19 protein-coding genes are annotated in these 19,985 nt (G+C 62.2%); 10 read left to right on the plus strand and 9 right to left on the minus strand.

The window, feature by feature from the left end:
* Positions 1 to 416: 416 nt before the first annotated feature.
* From dnaA to ASD99_RS07245, 5 genes are all read left to right on the plus strand, one after another.
* Entirely contained in the window at positions 417 to 1,892 is a 1,476-nt protein-coding gene (dnaA, locus tag ASD99_RS07225; protein WP_244482813.1) for a chromosomal replication initiator protein DnaA, read from the plus strand.
* Positions 1,893 to 2,196: 304 nt separating this feature from the next.
* Positions 2,197 to 3,315, plus strand: a complete 1,119-nt coding sequence (gene dnaN, locus ASD99_RS07230) for a DNA polymerase III subunit beta (protein ID WP_056584900.1) — start codon at positions 2,197 to 2,199, stop codon at positions 3,313 to 3,315.
* 185 nt (positions 3,316 to 3,500) lie between these two features.
* Positions 3,501 to 4,640, plus strand: coding sequence for a DNA replication/repair protein RecF (gene recF, locus ASD99_RS07235; protein ID WP_056584898.1), 1,140 nt, complete (start codon positions 3,501 to 3,503; stop codon positions 4,638 to 4,640).
* Between the two features lie 100 nt (positions 4,641 to 4,740).
* Positions 4,741 to 5,496, plus strand: coding sequence for a molybdopterin-synthase adenylyltransferase MoeB (locus ASD99_RS07240; RefSeq protein WP_056584894.1), 756 nt, complete (start codon positions 4,741 to 4,743; stop codon positions 5,494 to 5,496).
* Between the two features lie 4 nt (positions 5,497 to 5,500).
* On the plus strand, positions 5,501 to 5,989 hold the full coding sequence (locus tag ASD99_RS07245; RefSeq protein ID WP_056584892.1) for a GNAT family N-acetyltransferase: 489 nt from the start codon (positions 5,501 to 5,503) through the stop codon (positions 5,987 to 5,989).
* A 38-nt stretch (positions 5,990 to 6,027) separates the two neighbouring features.
* Here ASD99_RS07245 and ASD99_RS07250 read toward each other — a convergent pair whose 3' ends face one another.
* On the minus strand, positions 6,028 to 7,029 hold the full coding sequence (locus ASD99_RS07250) for a 2-hydroxyacid dehydrogenase (RefSeq protein WP_056584891.1): 1,002 nt from the start codon (positions 7,027 to 7,029) through the stop codon (positions 6,028 to 6,030).
* A 159-nt stretch (positions 7,030 to 7,188) separates the two neighbouring features.
* Between ASD99_RS07250 and ASD99_RS07255 the strand changes: the two genes are divergently transcribed.
* On the plus strand, positions 7,189 to 7,749 hold the full coding sequence (locus tag ASD99_RS07255; RefSeq protein WP_056584954.1) for an SH3 domain-containing protein: 561 nt from the start codon (positions 7,189 to 7,191) through the stop codon (positions 7,747 to 7,749).
* A 49-nt stretch (positions 7,750 to 7,798) separates the two neighbouring features.
* On the opposite strand, the gene ASD99_RS07260 is transcribed toward ASD99_RS07255, so the two are convergent.
* Together ASD99_RS07260 and irrA are read right to left on the minus strand one after the other, a co-directional pair.
* The gene (locus ASD99_RS07260; RefSeq protein ID WP_056584889.1) at positions 7,799 to 8,158 is read right to left on the minus strand and encodes a DUF4260 domain-containing protein; all 360 of its coding nucleotides are present in this window, start codon (positions 8,156 to 8,158) and stop codon (positions 7,799 to 7,801) included.
* Positions 8,159 to 8,204: 46 nt separating this feature from the next.
* Positions 8,205 to 8,636 (minus strand): iron response transcriptional regulator IrrA, encoded by a 432-nt coding sequence (gene irrA, locus ASD99_RS07265; RefSeq protein ID WP_056584952.1) that lies wholly within the window; start codon positions 8,634 to 8,636, stop codon positions 8,205 to 8,207.
* A 243-nt stretch (positions 8,637 to 8,879) separates the two neighbouring features.
* On the opposite strand from irrA, the gene fabA reads away from it, so the two are divergent.
* The 4 genes from fabA to ASD99_RS07285 all read left to right on the plus strand — a co-directional run bounded on the left by fabA (position 8,880) and on the right by ASD99_RS07285 (position 13,242).
* Positions 8,880 to 9,395 carry a 3-hydroxyacyl-[acyl-carrier-protein] dehydratase FabA gene (gene fabA, locus ASD99_RS07270; protein ID WP_057143126.1) on the plus strand — a complete coding sequence of 172 codons (516 nt, stop codon included), beginning with the start codon at positions 8,880 to 8,882 and terminating at the stop codon, positions 9,393 to 9,395.
* Between the two features lie 49 nt (positions 9,396 to 9,444).
* Positions 9,445 to 10,665 (plus strand): beta-ketoacyl-ACP synthase I, encoded by a 1,221-nt coding sequence (gene fabB, locus ASD99_RS07275; protein WP_056584884.1) that lies wholly within the window; start codon positions 9,445 to 9,447, stop codon positions 10,663 to 10,665.
* A 13-nt stretch (positions 10,666 to 10,678) separates the two neighbouring features.
* Positions 10,679 to 11,491 (plus strand): enoyl-ACP reductase FabI, encoded by an 813-nt coding sequence (fabI, locus tag ASD99_RS07280; RefSeq protein WP_056584882.1) that lies wholly within the window; start codon positions 10,679 to 10,681, stop codon positions 11,489 to 11,491.
* Positions 11,492 to 11,697: 206 nt separating this feature from the next.
* Positions 11,698 to 13,242, plus strand: a complete 1,545-nt coding sequence (locus ASD99_RS07285) for a putative bifunctional diguanylate cyclase/phosphodiesterase (protein WP_056584880.1) — start codon at positions 11,698 to 11,700, stop codon at positions 13,240 to 13,242.
* A gap of 73 nt (positions 13,243 to 13,315) precedes the next feature.
* On the opposite strand, the gene ASD99_RS07290 is transcribed toward ASD99_RS07285, so the two are convergent.
* The 6 genes from ASD99_RS07290 to rbfA form a co-directional block, all read right to left on the minus strand.
* Positions 13,316 to 14,335, minus strand: a complete 1,020-nt coding sequence (locus ASD99_RS07290; RefSeq protein WP_057143127.1) for a class I SAM-dependent methyltransferase — start codon at positions 14,333 to 14,335, stop codon at positions 13,316 to 13,318.
* A 95-nt stretch (positions 14,336 to 14,430) separates the two neighbouring features.
* Positions 14,431 to 16,578 carry a polyribonucleotide nucleotidyltransferase gene (gene pnp, locus ASD99_RS07295; protein ID WP_057143128.1) on the minus strand — a complete coding sequence of 716 codons (2,148 nt, stop codon included), beginning with the start codon at positions 16,576 to 16,578 and terminating at the stop codon, positions 14,431 to 14,433.
* 278 nt (positions 16,579 to 16,856) lie between these two features.
* Positions 16,857 to 17,231, minus strand: coding sequence for a 30S ribosomal protein S15 (gene rpsO / locus ASD99_RS07300; RefSeq protein ID WP_274533684.1), 375 nt, complete (start codon positions 17,229 to 17,231; stop codon positions 16,857 to 16,859).
* A 68-nt stretch (positions 17,232 to 17,299) separates the two neighbouring features.
* Complete coding sequence (gene corA, locus ASD99_RS07305; RefSeq protein ID WP_057143129.1) at positions 17,300 to 18,394, minus strand: magnesium/cobalt transporter CorA; 1,095 nt, start codon at positions 18,392 to 18,394, stop codon at positions 17,300 to 17,302.
* Positions 18,395 to 18,537: 143 nt separating this feature from the next.
* On the minus strand, positions 18,538 to 19,515 hold the full coding sequence (gene truB / locus ASD99_RS07310) for a tRNA pseudouridine(55) synthase TruB (protein WP_057143130.1): 978 nt from the start codon (positions 19,513 to 19,515) through the stop codon (positions 18,538 to 18,540).
* The gene (gene rbfA / locus ASD99_RS07315) at positions 19,515 to 19,940 is read right to left on the minus strand and encodes a 30S ribosome-binding factor RbfA (RefSeq protein WP_056584873.1); all 426 of its coding nucleotides are present in this window, start codon (positions 19,938 to 19,940) and stop codon (positions 19,515 to 19,517) included. The genes truB and rbfA overlap by 1 nt, the downstream gene beginning before the upstream one ends.
* Positions 19,941 to 19,985: the final 45 nt, after the last annotated feature.

Below are 19,985 nucleotides of genomic sequence, written 5' to 3' on the forward strand. Positions count from 1 at the left end.
AACCCAGCCTGAATCGGCCAGCTTAAATTGGCGGGATTTGCAACGCGGATCAAGTCCGCGGACGGATTTGGTTTGTCTTTTTCGATACGGTAGGGGACTGGCGTAACTAGACATGGCAGGTAGACGGCGCGCCGGCGCTCTTTTCGCCGGACGGTGCTGTATTGCCCTGACATACCCAACGCGGGCTGGCTTCCATGGGCCGGCACCGGTTCCCTCGGATAATGGGCGACGTTCATCTGCCGGCGGCGGCAGCGGACATCGTAGCAAAGACTTAGGTCGCCGGAACCGGATGCAGGAGGCGCATCCCCGGTGGAAAACAGGTACGGAAGGACAAGGAAAAGATCATGCAGAGCGGCATCGAAAGGGAACTTACGGGCGACCTCCCATTTCCTGGAACTTTGATCGGAGCAAACGACATGGCGGTGTCCAGCGACGCGGAACAGAAATTCGACCGGGTCAAGACCCAGTTGAAGGCGCGCCTGGGAACCGAAGTCTATTCGAGCTGGTTTGGCCGCATGAAGGTCGCGGAGGCTTCCAAGGGCATTGTCCGCATCTCGGTGCCCACCGCTTTCCTGCGCTCGTGGATCAACGGCCACTATCTCGACCTCATCTCAGAACTGTGGAAGCAGGAGGATCCCGATCTCCTCAAGATCGATATCGTCGTGCGCACGGCGACCCGTCAGGGACGCAGCCAGGCCGAGCCGGAGGTGGTCCCTGCACGCAGCAAGATGACGCGGCAGACGCAGACGGCGCTTGCCGCCGGCACCGTCAGCCCCGGCCGGGTGGAGCGTGCACCGGCTCCTCGTCCGGGCACACCGATCGAGAGCGAATTCCGCCACAATGTGCTGGGGTCACCGCTTGATCCGCGCTACACGTTCGGCTCCTTCATCGAGGGACCGTCGAACCGGGTGGCCTTCGCCGCCGCCAAGGCAGTGGCGGAATCGCAATCGAGCGCGGTGCGCTTCAATCCGCTTTTCCTTCACGCAACCGTCGGGCTCGGCAAGACACATTTGCTGCAGGCAATCGCCGCGGAATCGCTGAAGCAGAACCCCAAATCGCGCGTCGTCTATCTCACGGCCGAGTATTTCATGTGGCGCTTCGCCACCGCGATCCGTGACAACAATGCGCTGACGCTCAAGGAGCAGCTGCGAGACATCGACCTGCTCATCATCGACGACATGCAGTTCCTGCAGGGCAAGTCGATCCAGCATGAATTCTGCCACCTGATCAACATGTTGCTCGACAGCGCCAAGCAGGTCGTCGTTGCCGCCGACCGGCCGCCGTCGGAACTGGAATCGCTCGAGCCGCGGGTCCGTTCGCGCCTCAATGGCGGTGTCGCGCTTGAAATGTCGGCGCCCGATTTCGCCATGCGCCTCGGCATGCTCAAATTGCGTCTTGCCACCGCCAGGGTCGATGACGCGTCGCTGAACATTTCGGAAGAGATCCTCAATCACGTCGCACGCACCGTGACCGGCAGCGGACGCGAACTGGAAGGCGCATTCAACCAGCTGCTGTTCCGTCAATCCTTCGAGCCGCAGATCACCATCGACCGGATCGACGAGATCCTCGGCCACATCTATCGCACCGGCGAGCCGAAGCGGGTCCGCATCGAGGACATCCAGCGCATCGTCGCACGCCACTACAATGTGTCGAAGACCGAGTTGCTGTCCAACCGGCGCACGCGCACCATCGTCAAGCCGCGGCAGGTCGCCATGTACCTGTCGAAGGTAATGACGCCGCGCTCGCTGCCCGAGATCGGACGGCGTTTCGGCGGCCGCGATCACACCACGGTGCTGCATGCCGTACGCAAGATCGAGGACCTTTCCGGCAACGACAACACGCTGGCGCAGGAACTCGAGCTCTTGAGGCGGTTGATCAACGATCAGGCCTGACCGTCCGGGGGAGCTCGAGCCGGAACAACACCGGAATTCAATGGCTTGCCAGTGTGGCCCGGGGCCCGGAATCGGCTCGTGGCGCCGCCTGGAAGCGGCCCGGATTTCGGTTTTACGACACCGGCTCGCGGACTTCTTGCCCTTTATCCCCAGAAAGCCCGCGTAGCCTGCCCGAACCGGTGGCACGGGCTTGCGTTTGCTGGTTTTTTCCTGTCAGTTTACGCAGATTCTGAGCCTGTTCAGACCTTTCGCGGGGCGCCGCCCACTGGTGACCCGTCATTCATTCAAGCGAGCCTGTTTCGTCATGCGTGTTATCCTGGAACGGTCAAATCTCCTGAAGTCGCTCAACCACGTCCACCGTGTGGTCGAGCGGCGCAACACCATACCGATCCTGTCCAACGTGCTGCTCAGCGCCGAGGGCGCCAGCCTTGAGATGAAGGCGACCGACCTCGACCTCGAGGTGACGGAAGCGACGCCCGCCAAGGTGGAGCGCGGCGGGGCGACGACGGTTCCGGCACATCTGCTCTACGACATCGTGCGCAAGCTCGCCGATGGCGCCGAGGTGATGCTGAAGACGGATGAGGACGGCAACGCCATGACGGTGACGTCAGGCCGCTCGAGCTTCCGCCTTCAGTGCCTGCCACAATCCGACTTCCCGGAACTTTCGGCCGGATCCTTCTCGCATATCTTCCGTCTCGACTCGGTTGCCCTGAAAGGCCTGATCGAAAAGACCCAGTTCGCCATCTCCACCGAGGAGACACGCTACTACCTGAACGGCATCTACCTGCACACGCATGAGGTCGGCGGCAAGCTGAAGCTGCGCTCGGTGGCGACCGACGGCCACCGCCTGGCGCGCGCCGAGATCGACGCGCCAGCGGGTTCCGAGGGCATGCCGGGCATCATCATTCCGCGCAAGACGGTGAGCGAGCTGCAGAAGCTGGTCGACGATCCGGATATCGCGGTCACCACCGAACTGTCGGACACCAAGATCCGCTTCACCATCGGCAGTGTGATTTTGACCTCGAAGCTGATCGACGGCACCTTCCCTGATTATCAGCGGGTCATTCCGACCGGCAACGACAAGAAGCTGATCATCGACCGCCAAAGCTTCGCCGCCGCTGTCGATCGCGTCTCGACCATCTCTTCCGAACGCGGCCGCGCGGTGAAGCTGTCGATCAGCGAGGGTCAGGTGACGCTTGCGGTCAACAATCCGGATTCGGGCAGCGCCACCGAGGAGCTGGCCGCGGATTATTCATCGGACCCGATCGAGATCGGCTTCAACGCCAAGTACCTGCTCGACGTTGCCGCGCAGCTGACCGGCACGGAGGCCAAGTTCATGCTGGCCGATGCCGGTTCGCCGACGCTGATCCACGATATGGCCGACGAGACCGCACTCTATGTGCTGATGCCGATGCGGGTGTAGCCGGCGCGGTGTCAGCAATTCGGTCCTGTGATGGACCGAAGGCAAGAGCGATGTTTGCGGCAACTTCTAGAGCAATTCCAGGAAAAGTGTGAAGCGGTTTTCCGTTCGGAATTGCGTTAAAACAAAGAGATAGAGCGGTTCTGCGTTTCCGTGAAACGATGGGCCGCTCTATAGGCGGATAGCGGTTGCCGGTACAGAACCATATAAGTAAGCTAACACTTACTAATTTTCGCAACTACGCGGCGCTGACGATCGATCTGGCGCCGGGTGCAGTGGTTTTTTCCGGCGACAACGGTGCCGGCAAGACCAATCTCCTCGAAGCGATTTCCTTTTTGACCCCGGGGCGTGGCCTGCGCCGCGCCCCCTACGCTGATGTCGCGCGCGAAGGTGGCGACGGCGGCTTTGCGCTGCATGCCCGGCTCGATGGACCCGACGGCCAGATCGAAATCGGAACAGGCATTTCCGGCGGCGACACCGCCGGCGAAGGCGGCAGGCGGGTGCGTATCAACGGAGCTCCAGCGCGTTCCGCCGAGGATATGCTGGAATGGCTGCGCGTGGTGTGGCTGACGCCGGCTATGGACGCGTTGTTCACCGGGCCTGCCGCGGATCGCCGCCGCTTTCTCGACCGGCTGGTGCTGGCGATCGACCCCGGCCACGGGCAACGTGCGATCGACTACGAGAAGGCGATGCGTGGTCGTAACCGTCTGCTTATCGAAGGCTCCCGAGACGACCGCTGGTTCGACGCGATCGAGACGCAGATGGCCGAAACCGGTGTGGCGATAGCCGCGGCGCGAGCCGAGATGGTGCGCCTTCTGGCCGCGATGATCGACAGGCTGCCCGACACGGGACCGTTTCCGCAGGCCGATATCGGCCTTTCGGGCGACCTGGAAGCCGAGATCGCCGCCGCGCCGGCAGTCGATGTCGAGGAGCGCTTCCGCCGGACGCTTGTCGAGGGCCGTGACCGTGATCGTGCCGCCGGACGCACGCTCGAGGGCCCGCATCGCTCGGATCTGGTTGTTCGGCACCGTCCCAAGGCGATGCCGGCCGAACTCTGTTCGACAGGTGAGCAGAAGGCGCTGCTGGTCGGCATCGTGCTCTCGCATGCCCGGCTGACCGGCGAAATGTCGGGCATGACGCCGATCCTGTTGCTCGACGAGATCGCCGCGCATCTCGATAGCGGGCGGCGCGCGGCGCTGTTTTCCATCCTCGAAGACTTGAACTGCCAGGCGTTCATGACCGGAACCGATGCAGCGCTGTTTTCCAGCTTGGCGGGTCGCGCGCAGTTCCTGACGGTCGACCATGGTACGGTCGGGCCAACGATCTAAATCTTTGTTCATGCATGCCGTTATCCCAAAACAGCTTCACACTTTTGGGCGACATGCATTAGCTCCTGACAAGGTTTTTCAGCCACTATATGGTCAGGCAATGACTACTGCCGCCCTGACCGCCGACGAGATCGAACGCTATGCCCGCCACATCGTGCTGCCCGAAATCGGCGGCGCCGGCCAGCAGAGGCTGAAGCAGGCGCGGGTGCTGGTCATCGGCGCCGGCGGGCTGGGCGCGCCGGTGCTTGAATATCTTGCCGCCGCCGGCGTTGGCACGCTCGGCGTGGTCGATGATGACACCGTTTCGCTGTCCAACCTGCAGCGTCAGGTCATTCACGGCACCGACACAGTCGGCATGCTGAAGGCCGATAGCGCCAAGGCGGCAATCGCCCGCATCAATCCCAACACAACGGTTGAAACGCACACATACCGGCTGACCGCAGACAATGCACCAGCCCTCGTCGCCGGCTATGACATCGTCGTCGACGGCTCCGACAATTTCGAAACCCGCTATGCGGTGGCCGATGCCTGTGCGAGCGAAGGCAAGCCGCTGGTTCACGCCGCGGTCGGACGTTTCGACGGCTCCGTCACGGTGCTGAAGCCATTCGAAGACGGCAAGGACGGCAAGCCCAACCCAGGCTATCGCGATCTGTTCCCGGAAGCGCCACCGCCGGGCCTGGTGCCGTCCTGTGCCGAAGCCGGCGTGCTTGGTGCACTGACCGGCGTCGTCGGCACGCTGCAGGCGATGGAGGCGATCAAGCTGATCACCGGCATCGGCGAACCGCTGGTCGGCCGGCTGCTGCTCTATGATGCGTTGGCGGCGCGCTTTGACACGATCCGCTACAAGAGAAACTGACCCCGTGGAGCGGGCCGACGCTGTCCTCATCACACTGATCGCGGCCGATTTCGACCGTTGGGACGATGTGCTCGCACTGATCATGCGCGCCTTCGCCTCCATGGACGGCGTGATCGACCCGCCCTCCTCGGCCCACCTGCTGACCGCCGACAGCCTGCGGGACAAGGCGCGGCGGGAGACCGGCTTCGTGGCACTCAGGGACGACAGGATCGTCGGCTGTATCTTTGCCCTTGAAAGGGAGGCGGAACTCTATGTCGGCAAACTCGCGGTCGCGCCGGACTGCCAGGGACACGGCATTGGCCGACGGCTGATGCAGGCTGTCGAAGACCTTGCCCGCAGCCGCGGCAAGGCCGCCATCGAGCTTCAGACGCGGATCGAGCTGACCGCAAATCATGCGGCCTTTGCCCGCTTCGGTTTTCACGAGACCGAGCGGACGGCGCATGAGGGCTACGTCAGGCCGACCTCGATCACCATGCGCAAGGCACTTCCGTAAGCCAGACCTTTCATTCGAAAGGTCGCGAAACGACAGCGTCAGGTTCTGAGCGGCAGCACGCGATCCGGCGGGCGGTGGCCGTCGACGAAGGCGCGGATGTTGATGATGACCTTTTCGCCCATGTCGATGCGGCCCTCGAGCGTCGCCGAGCCCATATGCGGCAGAAGCACGACCTTGTTCTTGGCCGCGAGCTTCAGCAGCTTGCCGTTCAAAGCCGGCTCGTGCTCGTAGACGTCGAGACCGGCTCCGGCGATCTTGCCGTCCTGGATCAGCTTGACCAGCGCTTCCTCGTCGATGATGTCGCCGCGCGCCGTGTTGACGATATAGGCCGTGGGCTGCAGCAGCGCCAGCCGCCGCGCCGAAAGCAGATGAAAGGTCGCCGGCGTCGACGGGCAATTGACCGAGATGATGTCCACGCGGGCCAGCATCTGGTCGAGGCTCTCCCAATAGGTCGCCTCCAGCCCGTCTTCCACGGCCGGCAGCACGCGGTGGCGGTTGTGGTAGTGGATCGACAGTCCGAACGCCTTGGCCCGCCTGGCGACGGCGGTGCCGATGCGGCCCATGCCGACAATGCCCAGCCGCTTGCCCCAGATGCGCCGGCCAAGCATCCAGGTCGGCGACCAGCCGGCCCATTTCTTGTCGCCTGTGAGCACGTTGGCGCCTTCCACCAGCCGCCGCGGCACCGCCAGCATCAGCGCCATGGTCATGTCGGCGGTGTCCTCGGTCAGCACATTCGGCGTGTTGGTGACGGTGATGCCCCTCTTGGCCGCGGCCGCGACATCGATCTTGTCGACGCCGTTGCCGAAATTGGCGATCAGTTTGAGATTGTCGCCGGCCTGGGCGATCAGTGCCGCGTCGATCTGGTCGGTTACCGTCGGCACCAGCACGTCGGCCTCCTTGACCGCCGCAACCAGTTCAGGCTGCGTCATCGGCCGGTCCTCGACATTCAGCCTTGCGTCGAACAGTTCGCGCATGCGGGTCTCGACCGGGTCGGGCAGCTTTCGCGTGATGACGACGAGAGGCTTCTTTTTGCCTACCATTGTTTCCTCGTACCCCGATCTCGTTGAGACCTCTTTAACCAAGACCGGCGAAACTGAAAGCCGGTCGCGGTGCCGATTACCCCATGTAACAAGCGGTGCCGCCGAAGACAAAGAAAAAGGGGCGCCGAGGCCGATGGGCAAGCGCCGAAAGGAATGAAAGTGTCTGGTTTCGCGTCGCTTCGCCTGACCCTCAGCGCAGCATTTCTCGGCGCTTTGCTTTATCCTCCGCTTGCCGCGGCGCAGAGTGCGGCGGCACCTGCCCAGAGCGTCGTCACGCTCGGGCCGAGCGGTTTGCCGCTGCCGCGATTCGTCAGCCTGAAATCCGGCCGCGTCAACTCGCGCGTCGGCCCCGGCGCCAACTACTCGGTCGACTGGATGTATATGAAGGCCGGGCTGCCGATGGAGATCATCCAGGAATTCGACACATGGCGCCGCGTGCGCGATGCCGATGGTTCGGAAGGCTGGATCAACCAATCGCTGCTTTCCGGCCGGCGGACGGCAATCGTCGCCCCGTGGCAGCGCGGCAAGGGAGCCCAGATCAACCTTCTCAACAGCCCCGACAAGGACGCAAGGGTGGTCGCGATGGTCGAGCCTGGTGTCATGGGCACGATCAAATCCTGCGACGGCCAGTGGTGCGAAATGACGTTCGATGGCCACACCGGCTGGCTTGCCCAGTCGGTTGTCTGGGGTGCCTATCCCGGCGAACGGGTCAAGGACTGATTTTTTTGCCCATTTGAGCGCGATCTTTTGAAGATTCGCGGTCGTGGTTTTAGCGCCCGATACGGCCCAGATGGGTGTCCCGGAAGCCGGTTGACAGCTTCAGGCCGTAGCCCAGCGCACGGTCGATGGCGATGTGGGCGATCCAGATCAGCGCAACCGCGATTGCGGTCGCATTGCCGGACATATAGCCGGCGATCAGCAGCGGCACGGGCAAGATCAGGATGTGCAAGGCATTGTAGGCAAGAGCACCGACGCGAGACCCCGCCAGATAGCCGAACATCGACAGGTCCGGCGCCAGGATAAGCAATCCGAACAGCCACCAGGACATGCCGGTCGAACCGTAGAAAACGACGGCAGCAGCAGCCACAAAAGCCCATTCGAGCCGGATTGCCAGATCAAGGGGTTTCATCCCTGGCCGATGCTCCTGGCCTGGCCGATGATGCTGGCCCGGCCGATCATTCGCGGCGTTTGGGGCGCAGCCTTACCACGATGTCGACATTGGCGATCTCCATCCCTTCCGGCGGCTCCGGCAGGTTGGCAACCGTCACCGGACCGCTGTCGATGTCGAAGATACGGTTTTCGCCTTCGATGTAGAAATGGTGGTGGTCGGAGGTGTTGGTGTCGAAATAGGTCTTCGCCCCCTCGACGGCGAGGATGCGCAACAGTCCCGCCTGGGTGAACTGGTGAAGGGCATTGTAGACGGTGGCCAGCGATACCGGCACGCCGGCGGCAACCGCCTCCTCGTGCAGTTCCTCCGCCGACAAATGACGGTCGCCCTTCGCGAAAAGCAGGTCGGCCAGCGCAATGCGCTGACGCGTCGGCCTCAGGCCGGCTTCACGGACCCGCTTGTCCACAGCGACATTTTCCTTCCGGCCGTCCAGGTTCATCTTCTCGTCGAACCCCACAGTTCCGCCCCAAGACACGCCCAGAATGGCAAAAAAATGAACGTCTGCCGAAACCGAACCTCTCAGGACATATATTCTGTCGCCGGAAAGCGATCAATAGCGCGCATTGACCCAGGCAGACGAGCAGGTTAAGCGCAAACGCCGGTTTCCGGCCTGAAACAGATTGTGTTAGGAAACCAACGACAAGGGCACCCGATAGCCCGGAACGATATGGGGACGAGATTGATGGCGGGTAAATCCAGCTACGAGTACGACGAATTGCTGGCCTGCGCCCGCGGCGAACTGTTCGGACCGGGCAATGCCCAGCTTCCCTATCCGCCCATGCTGATGTTCGACCGTATCACCGAGATCAGCGAGACGGGCGGCGCCTTCGAGAAAGGTTTCATCCGCGCGGAATTCGACATCAAGCCGGACCTGTGGTTCTTTGCCTGCCATTTCATCGGCAATCCGATCATGCCGGGATGCCTCGGCCTCGACGCTATGTGGCAATTGACGGGCTTCTATCTTGGCTGGCTCGGCGAACCCGGCAAGGGGATGGCGCTGTCGACCGGCGAAGTGAAATTCAAGGGTATGGTGACGCCCTCGGTCAAGAAGGTCGAATATGGCATTGACTTCAAGCGCGTGATGCGAGGCCGGCTGGTGCTCGGCATCGCCGATGGCTGGCTGAAGGCAGATGGCGAACCCATATACGCGGCAACGGATTTGAAAGTCGGTCTGTCCAAGCAGTCGGCGGTCGCTTGACCACAGCCCTGGCCAGCTGTCTGGCCAGCACCCCTGGAAGGAGTTGCGAATGAGACGTGTCGTAGTCACAGGCATCGGCATCGTGTCGTCGATCGGCAACAATGCCAACGAAGTGCAAGCCTCGCTGCATGACGCCAGATCCGGCATCAGCTTCTCCGATTCCTTCGCCGAACACGGCTTCCGTTGCCAGGTCTGGGGAGCGCCGACGCTCGATCCATCGGCGATGATAGATCGCCGTGCGATGCGCTTCCTGAGCCAAGGTGCGGCCTGGAACCACGTCGCCATGGATCAGGCGATCGCGGATGCGGGCCTCGGCGAGAGCGACATCACCAATGAGCGCACCGGCATCGTCATGGGGTCGGGCGGACCATCCACCCGCACCATCGTCGAAGCGGCCGAAATCACGCTGAAGAACGGCAGTCCCAAGCGCATCGGACCGTTCGCGGTGCCGAAGGCGATGTCGTCGACCGCATCGGCAACGCTTGCCACCTGGTTCAAGATCCACGGCGTCAACTACTCGATCTCGTCGGCCTGCTCGACCTCGGCGCATTGCATCGGCAATGGCTATGAATTGATCCAGTGGGGCAAGCAGGACATGGTCTTTGCCGGCGGCCACGAGGATCTCGACTGGACGATGTCGGACCTGTTCGACGCGATGGGCGCCATGTCGTCGAAATTCAACGACAAGGCATCGACCGCTTCGCGCGCGTATGACGTCAACCGCGACGGCTTCGTCATCGCCGGCGGCGCCGGCGTGCTGGTGCTGGAAGAGCTGGAGCATGCCAAGGCGCGCGGCGCCAAGATCTACGCCGAGATCGTCGGCTACGGCGCGACCTCCGACGGCCACGACATGGTTGCCCCTTCAGGCGAAGGCGCGGTCCGCTGCATGCGCCAGGCGCTGGCCACGGTTTCCACGCCGGTCGACTACATCAACACCCATGGCACGTCGACGCCGGTGGGAGATTCCAAGGAAATGGGCGCGATCCGCGAGGTGTTCGGCCCAGAGATGCCGTACATCACCTCGACGAAATCGCTGACCGGCCATTCGCTGGGCGCTGCCGGCGTGCAGGAATCCATCTACTCGATCCTGATGATGCAAGGCGGTTTCATCGGCGAAAGCGCCCATATCGAGACCCTCGACCCCGAATTCGAGGGCATGCCGATCGTGAGAAAGCGCATCGACGACGCCAGGATCGACACTGTTTTGTCAAATTCGTTCGGCTTCGGTGGCACCAACGCCACGCTCGTTTTCCAGCGCTATTCCGCATAAGGATTTGCCGACCATGGACGGATTGATGAAGGGCAAGCGCGGGCTTGTCATGGGCGTCGCCAACGATCATTCGATCGCTTGGGGAATCGCCCGGAAATTGTCCGAACATGGGGCGGAACTCGCCTTCACCTATCAGGGCGATGCCTTCGGGCGGCGGGTCAAGCCGCTGGCCGACAAGCTCGGCGCCTCGCTGGTCCTGCCATGCGACGTCGAGGACAGCGCTTCGGTCGCCGCCACGTTCGAAACCCTGGGCAAGGAATGGGGCGGGCTGGATTTCGTCGTCCACGCCATCGGCTTTTCCGACAAGAACGAGTTGAAGGGCCTCTACGCCGACACCAGCCGGGACAATTTCGTCCGCACTATGGTGATCTCCTGCTACTCCTTCACCGAGATCGCCCGCCATGCCGCCGCCTTGATGCAGGACGGCGGATCGATGATCACGCTGACCTATGCAGGGTCGGTCCGCGTCATGCCGAACTACAATGTCATGGGCGTCGCCAAGGCCGGACTGGAGGCCAGTGTGCGCTACCTCGCCAACGACTATGGTCCGCGCGGCATCAGGGTGAATGGCATATCGGCTGGACCGGTGCGTACGCTCGCCGGCGCCGGCATTTCCGACGCCCGCCACATGTTCTCCTACCAGCAGCGCAACTCGCCGCTGCGCCGCACAGTGACCATCGACGAGGTCGGCGGCTCCGCGCTTTATCTGCTGTCCGATCTGTCTTCCGGCGTTACCGGCGAAATCCACTATGTCGATTCCGGCTATCACATTGTTTCCATGCCGACGCTCGACGAATTGAAGCAGACCGACGGCGGACGAGACTAATGCATGTCGCCTAAAAGTGCGCAGCGGTTTCGGGACAACGACATTTATAAAACAAAAGCTTAAAATGCGCCGACTGAACCCGTTTCAACCCCACTCGGTTTAATCCGCTCATGAAATACTTTCGCTCCAATAAAATTGGACGCATTCGCGGAAACGCATTTTAAGGACATATCCGCTAGAAAGCCCCGTACTCTGGGGATTCTTCAATGTCCGCCGTCAGCGACCCGAAGCGAACACCGGTGTTCCGACTGCTCACAATAGCGAGTTCGGGTATCGGCAGTTTCGTCCTCGGGCTCTGGGGCCTGAAGCTCGGTCTCGGCGATGGCTTTGCCGGCATCTCCGCGGACATGATGGTCGCAGTGATGGCCGCCCTTTGCGCACTGGCGGCGTCGTTAGCCGCGATGTCCTTCTTCGCCGGCGTCGATGAATCTGCGGATTTCGTCTTCACGGAAACTCATTTCGACAAGCTGACGGGCCTTTTGGCGCGCCCGGCGATGGTCGGCAAGATTGCCGAAGCGGCATGTTCCACAAGCCGGACCGGCGAGCCGATGTTTCTCATCGATATCGACATCGACCGGTTCAAACAGATCAACGACGCCATCGGCTACAGCCAGGGCGACGAGTTGATCCGCGCCTTCACCAAGCGCTTGAAGACCTGCACGCCGCAGCGCGCACTGATCGGACGCATCGGCGCCGGTGAATTCGCGATTCTGCTCCCCGACAATCAGCTGTCCGGGTCGCTGGAGAGCACCATAGAGAGGCTCATCGACGAGATGATGGAGCCCTATGAGCTCAGCACGCACCTGCAATCGGTTAGCCTGTCGGTCGGCATCGTGGCGATGCCAAAGGACGGCGTCGATCCCGTCCTCATCCTGCGCCGCTCCAATCTGGCGCTGCAGAATGCGCGCGCCAGCGGCGTCGGCAACTGGTCGGTCTTCCATGCCGAAATGGGCAGGGTCGCCGACCATCGCCAATGGATCGAATCCGAACTGAATACAGCCTTCGAGCGCGGTGACTTCGATCTTCACTACCAGCCCCAGCTCGATCTCCCGACCGGCCGCATCGTCGGCTACGAAGCATTGATCCGCTGGCGGCATCCCGAACGCGGCATGATCCCGCCGATGGAGTTTATCCCGATCGCCGAGGAAACCGGCATGATCGGCCCGATCGGCGAATGGGTGCTGCGCAGGGCGTGCAGTGACGCCCGGCATCTGCCCGACGACTGCTTCGTCGCCGTCAACATCTCGCCCGTGCAGTTCATGACCAAGGACTTCGTCGGTATCGTGCGCGATACCATGACGAGCACCGGCATCAAGCCATCGCGGCTGGAACTGGAAGTGACCGAGACGGCGATGATGCAGGACCGCGACCGCGCCGCCACGATCCTGAAGCAGCTTGCGGACATGGGCATCTCGGTCGCCGTCGACGATTTCGGCACCGGCTATTCCAATTTGAGCTACCTGATCGATTTCTCGTTTGGCAAGCTGAAGATCGATCGTTCCTTCGTCAGCCGCATCGATACGGATTCCAGCTCCGGCGCGGTCGTCTCGACCATCGTCGGGCTGTCGCGCGCGCTTGGCGTCAGCATCATCGCCGAGGGCGTCGAGACCGAGAGCCAGGCGACGCTGCTCAGAGCAGCCGGCTGTGAGGTGGTGCAGGGCTACCTGTTCGGCAGGCCGGCGCCGCTCAAGATCAGGGTTGGCGACGCGCATGTCACCGACGAGGTCCGACGCATCGCCAATCTGCATTGAGCGCGGCGCACTCTGTTTTCGTTTGAGCATGATCTCTTCCGAAAAACCGGCATCCATTTTTCGGAATCATGCTTCAACGCCGCGCGACAAGCACCTTGAACATACCGTCGCGAACGAGCTCGACATGGCTCGAAAAGGCAGCCGCCAGGATCGGCTCATAGGGAAGCTGCCGGTTGGCGACCATGAACAGCCGCCCACCTGGCTTCAAGGCCTTAGCCGCCGCACGGATCATGCCGGCGCCGATCTCCGGCTCGGCCGCCCGGCTGCGATGAAAGGGCGGATTCATGGCAATCGCGTCGTAGTGTTTCTCGACCGGTTCCTTCAGCAGATCGACCCAGAAGAAACTCCTGGCGATCGACTGGCTCCCCCCTGCCAGATTGAGCTTCGCGGCTTCGAGCGAGGCGAAATCGGCTTCATAGAGGTCGAGCGCCGGAACGCCGAGGGATCGGGCGGCGATCTCGGCAGCCACATAACCCCAGCCGGCGCAGAAATCGGCAACGTTGCCACGCAAATCATTGGGCAGGTTCTCGACCAACAATTTCGAGCCGGTATCGATCCGGTCGAAGGAAAACATGCCGGGGGCGGTGTGGAACCGGTTTTCAACCAGCAAGGCGGGATTGGCGGTGCGCAATTCTTCCGCGGCGGCCAGATCGGCGGGACGGCGTAACCAGAAGGCGATACCGTGATATTTCGGCAGATGGCCTTCTAGCGGCACAAGCTCGTCAACGCGCTTGCGCAGGCTGGCAATGCCATCGTCCTTGCCACCGGCAACGACGACCAGGCCGCCCGGCGCCACGCGCTCAAGCGCTTCAGCGATGCGCACTTCGTTCAAGCCGCGATGCCGGCCGGCAAGCACAAGTGCCATATCGAAGCCGTCGCCTTCTGATTGCGCGGTGACGACGAAGCCAGATGCCTGTAGCGCGCGAAAATGCGGCCGGAAGCCTTGCACGAGGTGAAGCGCGGCCTCGAAGCCCTCGGGCAGCCGAAAACCCGGTTCGGCGCCGAGAAACAGCGCGCGCTCGCCCTTTCCCGGCAGAGCAACGGCCTCGGCTTCAAAGGGATGAAAAAGCGTCTTCAGCGGCTCGGCGGACATCGTTCGGTCTCGAAATGAGGTCTGTCTCTACAGCCCGAAAATGAAAACGGGCGCGACCTAAGCCGCGCCCGCTTCGCTTCATGATCTCAGGCCGATCAGGCGGCGTTCTCTTCGCCTTCGGTCTTCTTGTCGCGGGCGAGTTCCTTGCCGGTGGCCTGGTCGACGACCTTCATCGACAGGCGGACCTTGCCGCGCTCGTCGAAGCCCATCAGCTTGACCCAGACCTTGTCGCCTTCCTTGACCACGTCCGAGGTCTTGGCGACCCGGTCGTTGGCAAGCTGCGAGATGTGGACGAGGCCGTCACGCGGACCGAAGAAGTTGACGAAAGCGCCGAAGTCGGCGGTCTTGACGACCGTGCCTTCGTAGATCTCGCCGACTTCCGGCTCGGCGACGATGGTGTGGATCCACTTCTTCGCCGCCTCGATCTCCTTGGCGTTGGACGAAGCGATCTTGACCGTGCCGTCGTCCTCGATGTTGATCTTGGCGCCGGTCTTCTCGACGATCTCGCGGATGACCTTGCCGCCCGAACCAATAACGTCGCGGATCTTGTCGGTCGGGATGTGCATCACTTCGATGCGCGGTGCGAACTCACCGAGTTCCGAACGCGCGCCGGAGAGCGCGTGGCCCATTTCGCCGAGGATATGCAGGCGGCCGTCCTTGGCCTGGCCAAGCGCGATCTGCATGATCTCCTCGGTGATGCCATCGATCTTGATGTCCATCTGCAGCGAGGTGATGCCGTTGGCGGTGCCGGCGACCTTGAAGTCCATGTCGCCGAGGTGATCCTCGTCGCCAAGGATGTCGGAGAGAACGGCGAAACGCTCGCCTTCCTTGATCAGGCCCATGGCGATACCGGCGACGGGCTTGGCCAGCGGCACGCCGGCATCCATCAGCGCCAGCGAGGTGCCGCAGACGGTCGCCATCGACGACGAGCCGTTGGACTCGGTGATCTCCGAGACGACGCGCAGCGTGTAGGGGAACTGGTCAGCGCTCGGCAGCATCGGGCGAATGGCGCGCCAGGCGAGCTTGCCATGGCCGATTTCGCGGCGGCCCGGCGAACCCATGCGGCCGGTCTCACCGACGGAGTAGGGAGGGAAGTTGTAGTGAAGGAGGAACTTCTCCTTGTACATGCCGGTCAGCGAGTCGACATACTGCTCGTCCTCGCCGGTGCCGAGCGTGGCAACGACCAGCGCCTGGGTTTCGCCGCGGGTGAACAGTGCCGAACCGTGGGTGCGCGGCAGGACGCCGACTTCGGAGACGATCTTGCGGACCGTCTTGAGGTCGCGACCATCGATGCGCGAGCCGGTGTCGAGGATGTTCCAGCGCACGACCTTGGCCTGGAGTTCCTTGAACACGGAACCGATCTGCTCCGAGGTGTACTTCGCGTCTTCGCCTTCAGCCGGGGCAAACGCTGCCTTGACCTTCGCCTTGACGGCGTCGACTGCAGCGTAACGCTTCTGCTTGTCGACGTTCTTGTAGGCCGAGCTGAGTTCGTCGCCGACGATCTTCAGCATTTCGGCTTCGAGCGCGGAATAGTCCGGCGCTGTGAAGTCGCGCGGCTCCTTGGCGGCGACTTCGGCCAGCTTGATGATGGCGTCGATGACCGGCTGGAAGCCCTTGTGGCCGAACATGACAGCGCCGAGCATCAGCTCTTCGCCCAATTCCTTGGCCTCGGACTCAACCATCAGCACGGCGTCGGTGGTGCCGGCGACGACGAGGTCGAGCTTGGATTCCTGCATCTCATCGACATGCGGGTTCAGTACATATTCGCCGTTGATGTAGCCGACGCGGGCGCCGCCGATCGGGCCCATGAAGGGGACGCCCGACAGCGTCAAGGCAGCCGAGGTGGCGACGATCGACAGGATGTCGGGATCGTTCTCGAGGTCGTGCTGGACGACGGTCACGACGATCTGGGTGTCGTTCTTGTAGCCTGAGGGGAAGAGCGGGCGGATCGGGCGGTCGATCAGGCGGGAAACCAGCGTTTCCTTCTCGCTCGGACGGCCTTCACGCTTGAAATAGCCGCCCGGGATCTTGCCGGCGGCGTAGGTCTTTTCCTGGTAGTTGACGGTCAGCGGGAAGAAATCGAGACCGGGCTTCGGCTCCTTCATCGACACGACGGTGGCGAGGACCTTGGTCTCGCCGTAGGTGGCGAGCACCGCGCCGTCAGCCTGACGTGCGATCTTGCCGGTTTCGAGGATGAGCGGACGGCCGCCCCATTCGATTTCCACTTTGTGGTGATTGAACATTTCTTGTCCTTGATATTAGGAAAGGGCCGCGCCGTTTCACCGTGCGCGGATGCCCTTTCCCTGGCTTCCTTTCTCGGGCAGCCACGGGCAAGACAACGGGAAGCTCGGGTAATTTCGGCGCGGCGAGCGCGCGCGAGCGTCCTGCAATCCTGCCCCATGACCGTCCATGGGCGGTTTCGAGTGCCCTCTGCACGATCGAAACCGGGTCTGGCCAGTCGATGCGACTGGCAGAATGCGCGACCGGCGGGCTCTCCGAAGAAAGCCCGCCGGTCAATTCGTCAACGGCGCAGACCGAGCTTCTCGATCAACGTCTGGTAGCGCGCGTCGTCCTTGCGCTTGAGATAATCAAGCAGGCTGCGGCGCTGGGAGACGAGGGCGAGCAGACCACGGCGGGAATGGTTATCCTTCTTGTGGTCCTTGAAATGGTCGGTCAGGTTCTTGATGCGCTCGGAAAGGATGGCCACCTGGACTTCCGGAGACCCGGTGTCGCCCTTGGCGGTTGCGAATTCACCCATCAATTCCTGTTTGCGCTCGGCAGTAATCGACATCGTGTTTTTCCTTATCTGTTTGAGGAAACGGGTCGCCCTCAGCCGGGATGTCGTCCAGCAGGGGCCGGTGCAAGCAAAGCGTCTTAGCGCTATGCTGCGGCGCATATAGTGCAATTCCCCGGAAAACACCAGCCCAATTCACAAGCAGGGTTTTCAGGCCTGATTTATCCTTGTCAGAGCCATTTCTTCCATTTGAAGAAGGCGATCAGCCCGAACACGACAAACGCCATGAACACCAACGATGCCGGATAGCCGTAGTAAGCCTTCAGTTCCGGCATGTTCCAAGGCGAAGACCCTGGATCGAAATTCATGCCCCAGATGCCGACGAGGAAGGTGAGCGGCAAGAAGATGACCGAGACGATGGTGAGATAGCTGATGACGTCGTTGGTGCGCGCCTGGCTCAGCGACAGGTGCATCTCGATCAGGCCGGTCAGCATGTCGCGCTGGGTTTCGACCAGTTCGATCAGCCTCAGCGAATGGTCGAGCGTGTCGTTGAGAAAGATCTTGGTTTCGGCCTTCACATAGGGCACGTCGTTTCGGATCAGCGTCGCCAGCGCATCGCGCATCGGCCACAGCACCCCCTTCAGCACATTGGCATCGCGCCGCAATTCATGCAGCTGCCGCATCTGGTGCTTGTGCGGCGAATGCAGCATCTCGTCCTCGATGCTGTCGACCAGCTCGCCTGTCGCTTCGATCGGCGGGAAATAACTGTCTACGACGGCGTCGATCAGCGCATAGGCGAGATAGTCGGCGCCGCGCGCGCGCAACCGGTTGGGCGCCGAGCTTTCGATACGCTTGCGCACGGGATCGAACGGATCGCCTTCCCGCTCCTGGAAGGTGACGACGAAGTTGTTGCCGAAGAAGACGGCGATCTGCTCATAGCGGTGCGACGTGACATCGTCGATCATTCTGACGACGACGAAGGCATGATCCTCGAAGAAATCAACCTTCGGCCGCTGGCCAGTGTTGACGACGTCCTCCAGCGCCAGCGGATGCAGGCTGAAAATGCGGCCGATCTCCTCGATCAGCGTGATGTTGGCGAGGCCGGTGCAGTCGAGCCAAAGGACCGGCCATTTGTCGCAATGGGTGTTGAGGTCGTCGATGCTGGCATTTTCGATGGTCTTGAATTTCTGCGGCGAGATCAAGGTCAGTCTAAGTTCGCTGCGCCGCGCCGAGGGGTCGGCGATCAGCGTGCCGGGCGATGCACCGACCGGCGGCCGCCTTGTTTTCACCGGCGCCCGCTTCTTGATCGCCTCAGCCTTTGCCATATGCCCCTCGCGCGAGTCCTGACTCGACATTAGAGCAGTTCAACGTTTCACGGAAACGGCGAACCACTCTAACTCTTTGTTTTGACGCAATTCCGAACGGAAACCGTTCACACTTTTCCTGGAATTGCTCCAGACGACAGGAGTCAGCCGGCAAAGACCCGCTTGGGCTTGAACATGCCTTGCTCGATGGCACCGATGGCGACCAGCTTACCGCGCGCCGTGGCGCAGGCTTCCTCGGCTTCCACCGGTGCATCGCGACCACGAATGATGACCGGGTTGCCAAGGCGGATCTTGGTCGCCGCGTCGTCGCTGATGGCGATCTGCGGCAGGCAATCAAGGGCAGCCGATGTATCGACCAGAAGTGCATCGATGGCGTCGAAGTCGATTGGCGCTTCCACTGCGTCAGCGACGTCCGCCGCGTCCGCGCCGCCTTCCTCCTGCACACCGAAACGGGCGGCTTCCAGTTCGGCGATGGTGACGAAATCCTCCGGGGTGAACGGCTCGACCTCGACCCGGCGCAATTCGGAAATATGGCCGAAGCAGCCCATGTCGCGGCCCATGTCGCGGGCCAGCGAGCGCACATAGGTGCCCTTGCCGCATTCGACCTCGAAAACAGTATGGTCGGCGCTATGCTCGACAACGTCCAAACGGCCGATCTCGATCTCGCGCGCGGGTATGTCGACTGTCGCGCCGTCGCGGGCAAGATCATAGGCGCGCTCGCCCGCGATCTTGATGGCCGAGAATTGCGGCGGCGTCTGCATGATGACGCCGGTGTATTTCGGTAGCAACGCCTTGACCTCGGCTTCCGATGGACGCAGGTCGGACTCCTTCGTCACCGGACCTTCGAGGTCATCGGTCGAACGCTCCTGCCCCCAGGCAACGGTGAAGCGATAGATCTTGGCCCCGTCCTGCACGTAAGGCACGGTCTTGGTGGCCTCGCCAAGCGCGATCGGCAGCATGCCGGAGGCGAGCGGGTCGAGCGTGCCGGCATGGCCGGCCTTTTCCGCTTGGAACAGCCATTTGATCTTGGAGACGGCTTCGGTCGAGCCCATGCCGACCGGCTTGTCCAGGATCAGCCAGCCCGAGATCGGCCGGCCCTTCTTCTTGCCGCGGCGCGCCACTATTCGGTGTCCTTGCTGTCGTCTTTGTCCTGGTCCTCAGGACCCAGATCGCGTGCTACTTCGGGCGACTTCAACAGGTCGTTGATCCTGGCGAAATTGTCGAAGGAGGTGTCGAGCTTGAAGCGAAACTCCGGCATGAACTTCATCTGCCGCAGTGCGCCGGAGACACGGCCGCGGACGAATTTCGCATGCTTGTTCAGCGCCTCGACGACCGCATCGGTATCCTTCGCGCCAAGTGGCGAGACGAAAGCGGTGGCGACCTTGAGGTCGGGCGACATGCGCACTTCCGAGACCGACACCACGGTGTTCTCGATCAGCGGATCGATGATCTCGCCGCGCTGCAGGGTTTCGGACAGCGCATGGCGCACCTGTTCGGCGACGCGCAGCATGCGCTGGGATGGGCTGGATGTGGTTGGACGGGGCATTTTTCTCAATCCTGAAAGCGTGAGGCGCGGGATGGGACCGTGCCG

It is taken from the genome of Mesorhizobium sp. Root695 (assembly GCF_001428185.1).
Taxonomy (GTDB): Bacteria; Pseudomonadota; Alphaproteobacteria; order Rhizobiales; family Rhizobiaceae; genus Mesorhizobium.

Excerpts from the sequence above, each read along its gene's own strand:
- dnaA (WP_244482813.1), top strand. The coding sequence starts at position 417 with ATGGCGGTGTCCAGCGACGCGGAACAGAAATTCGACCGGGTCAAGACC.
- dnaN (WP_056584900.1), top strand. The coding sequence starts at position 2,197 with ATGCGTGTTATCCTGGAACGGTCAAATCTCCTGAAGTCGCTCAACCAC.
- ASD99_RS07240 (WP_056584894.1), top strand. The coding sequence starts at position 4,741 with ATGACTACTGCCGCCCTGACCGCCGACGAGATCGAACGCTATGCCCGC.
- ASD99_RS07250 (WP_056584891.1), bottom strand. The coding sequence starts at position 7,029 with ATGGTAGGCAAAAAGAAGCCTCTCGTCGTCATCACGCGAAAGCTGCCC.
- ASD99_RS07260 (WP_056584889.1), bottom strand. The coding sequence starts at position 8,158 with ATGAAACCCCTTGATCTGGCAATCCGGCTCGAATGGGCTTTTGTGGCT.
- irrA (WP_056584952.1), bottom strand. The coding sequence starts at position 8,636 with ATGAACCTGGACGGCCGGAAGGAAAATGTCGCTGTGGACAAGCGGGTC.
- fabA (WP_057143126.1), top strand. The coding sequence starts at position 8,880 with ATGGCGGGTAAATCCAGCTACGAGTACGACGAATTGCTGGCCTGCGCC.
- fabB (WP_056584884.1), top strand. The coding sequence starts at position 9,445 with ATGAGACGTGTCGTAGTCACAGGCATCGGCATCGTGTCGTCGATCGGC.
- fabI (WP_056584882.1), top strand. The coding sequence starts at position 10,679 with ATGGACGGATTGATGAAGGGCAAGCGCGGGCTTGTCATGGGCGTCGCC.
- ASD99_RS07285 (WP_056584880.1), top strand. The coding sequence starts at position 11,698 with ATGTCCGCCGTCAGCGACCCGAAGCGAACACCGGTGTTCCGACTGCTC.
- ASD99_RS07290 (WP_057143127.1), bottom strand. The coding sequence starts at position 14,335 with ATGTCCGCCGAGCCGCTGAAGACGCTTTTTCATCCCTTTGAAGCCGAG.
- pnp (WP_057143128.1), bottom strand. The coding sequence starts at position 16,578 with ATGTTCAATCACCACAAAGTGGAAATCGAATGGGGCGGCCGTCCGCTC.
- rpsO (WP_274533684.1), bottom strand. The coding sequence starts at position 17,231 with ATGCGCCGCAGCATAGCGCTAAGACGCTTTGCTTGCACCGGCCCCTGC.
- corA (WP_057143129.1), bottom strand. The coding sequence starts at position 18,394 with ATGGCAAAGGCTGAGGCGATCAAGAAGCGGGCGCCGGTGAAAACAAGG.
- rbfA (WP_056584873.1), bottom strand. The coding sequence starts at position 19,940 with ATGCCCCGTCCAACCACATCCAGCCCATCCCAGCGCATGCTGCGCGTC.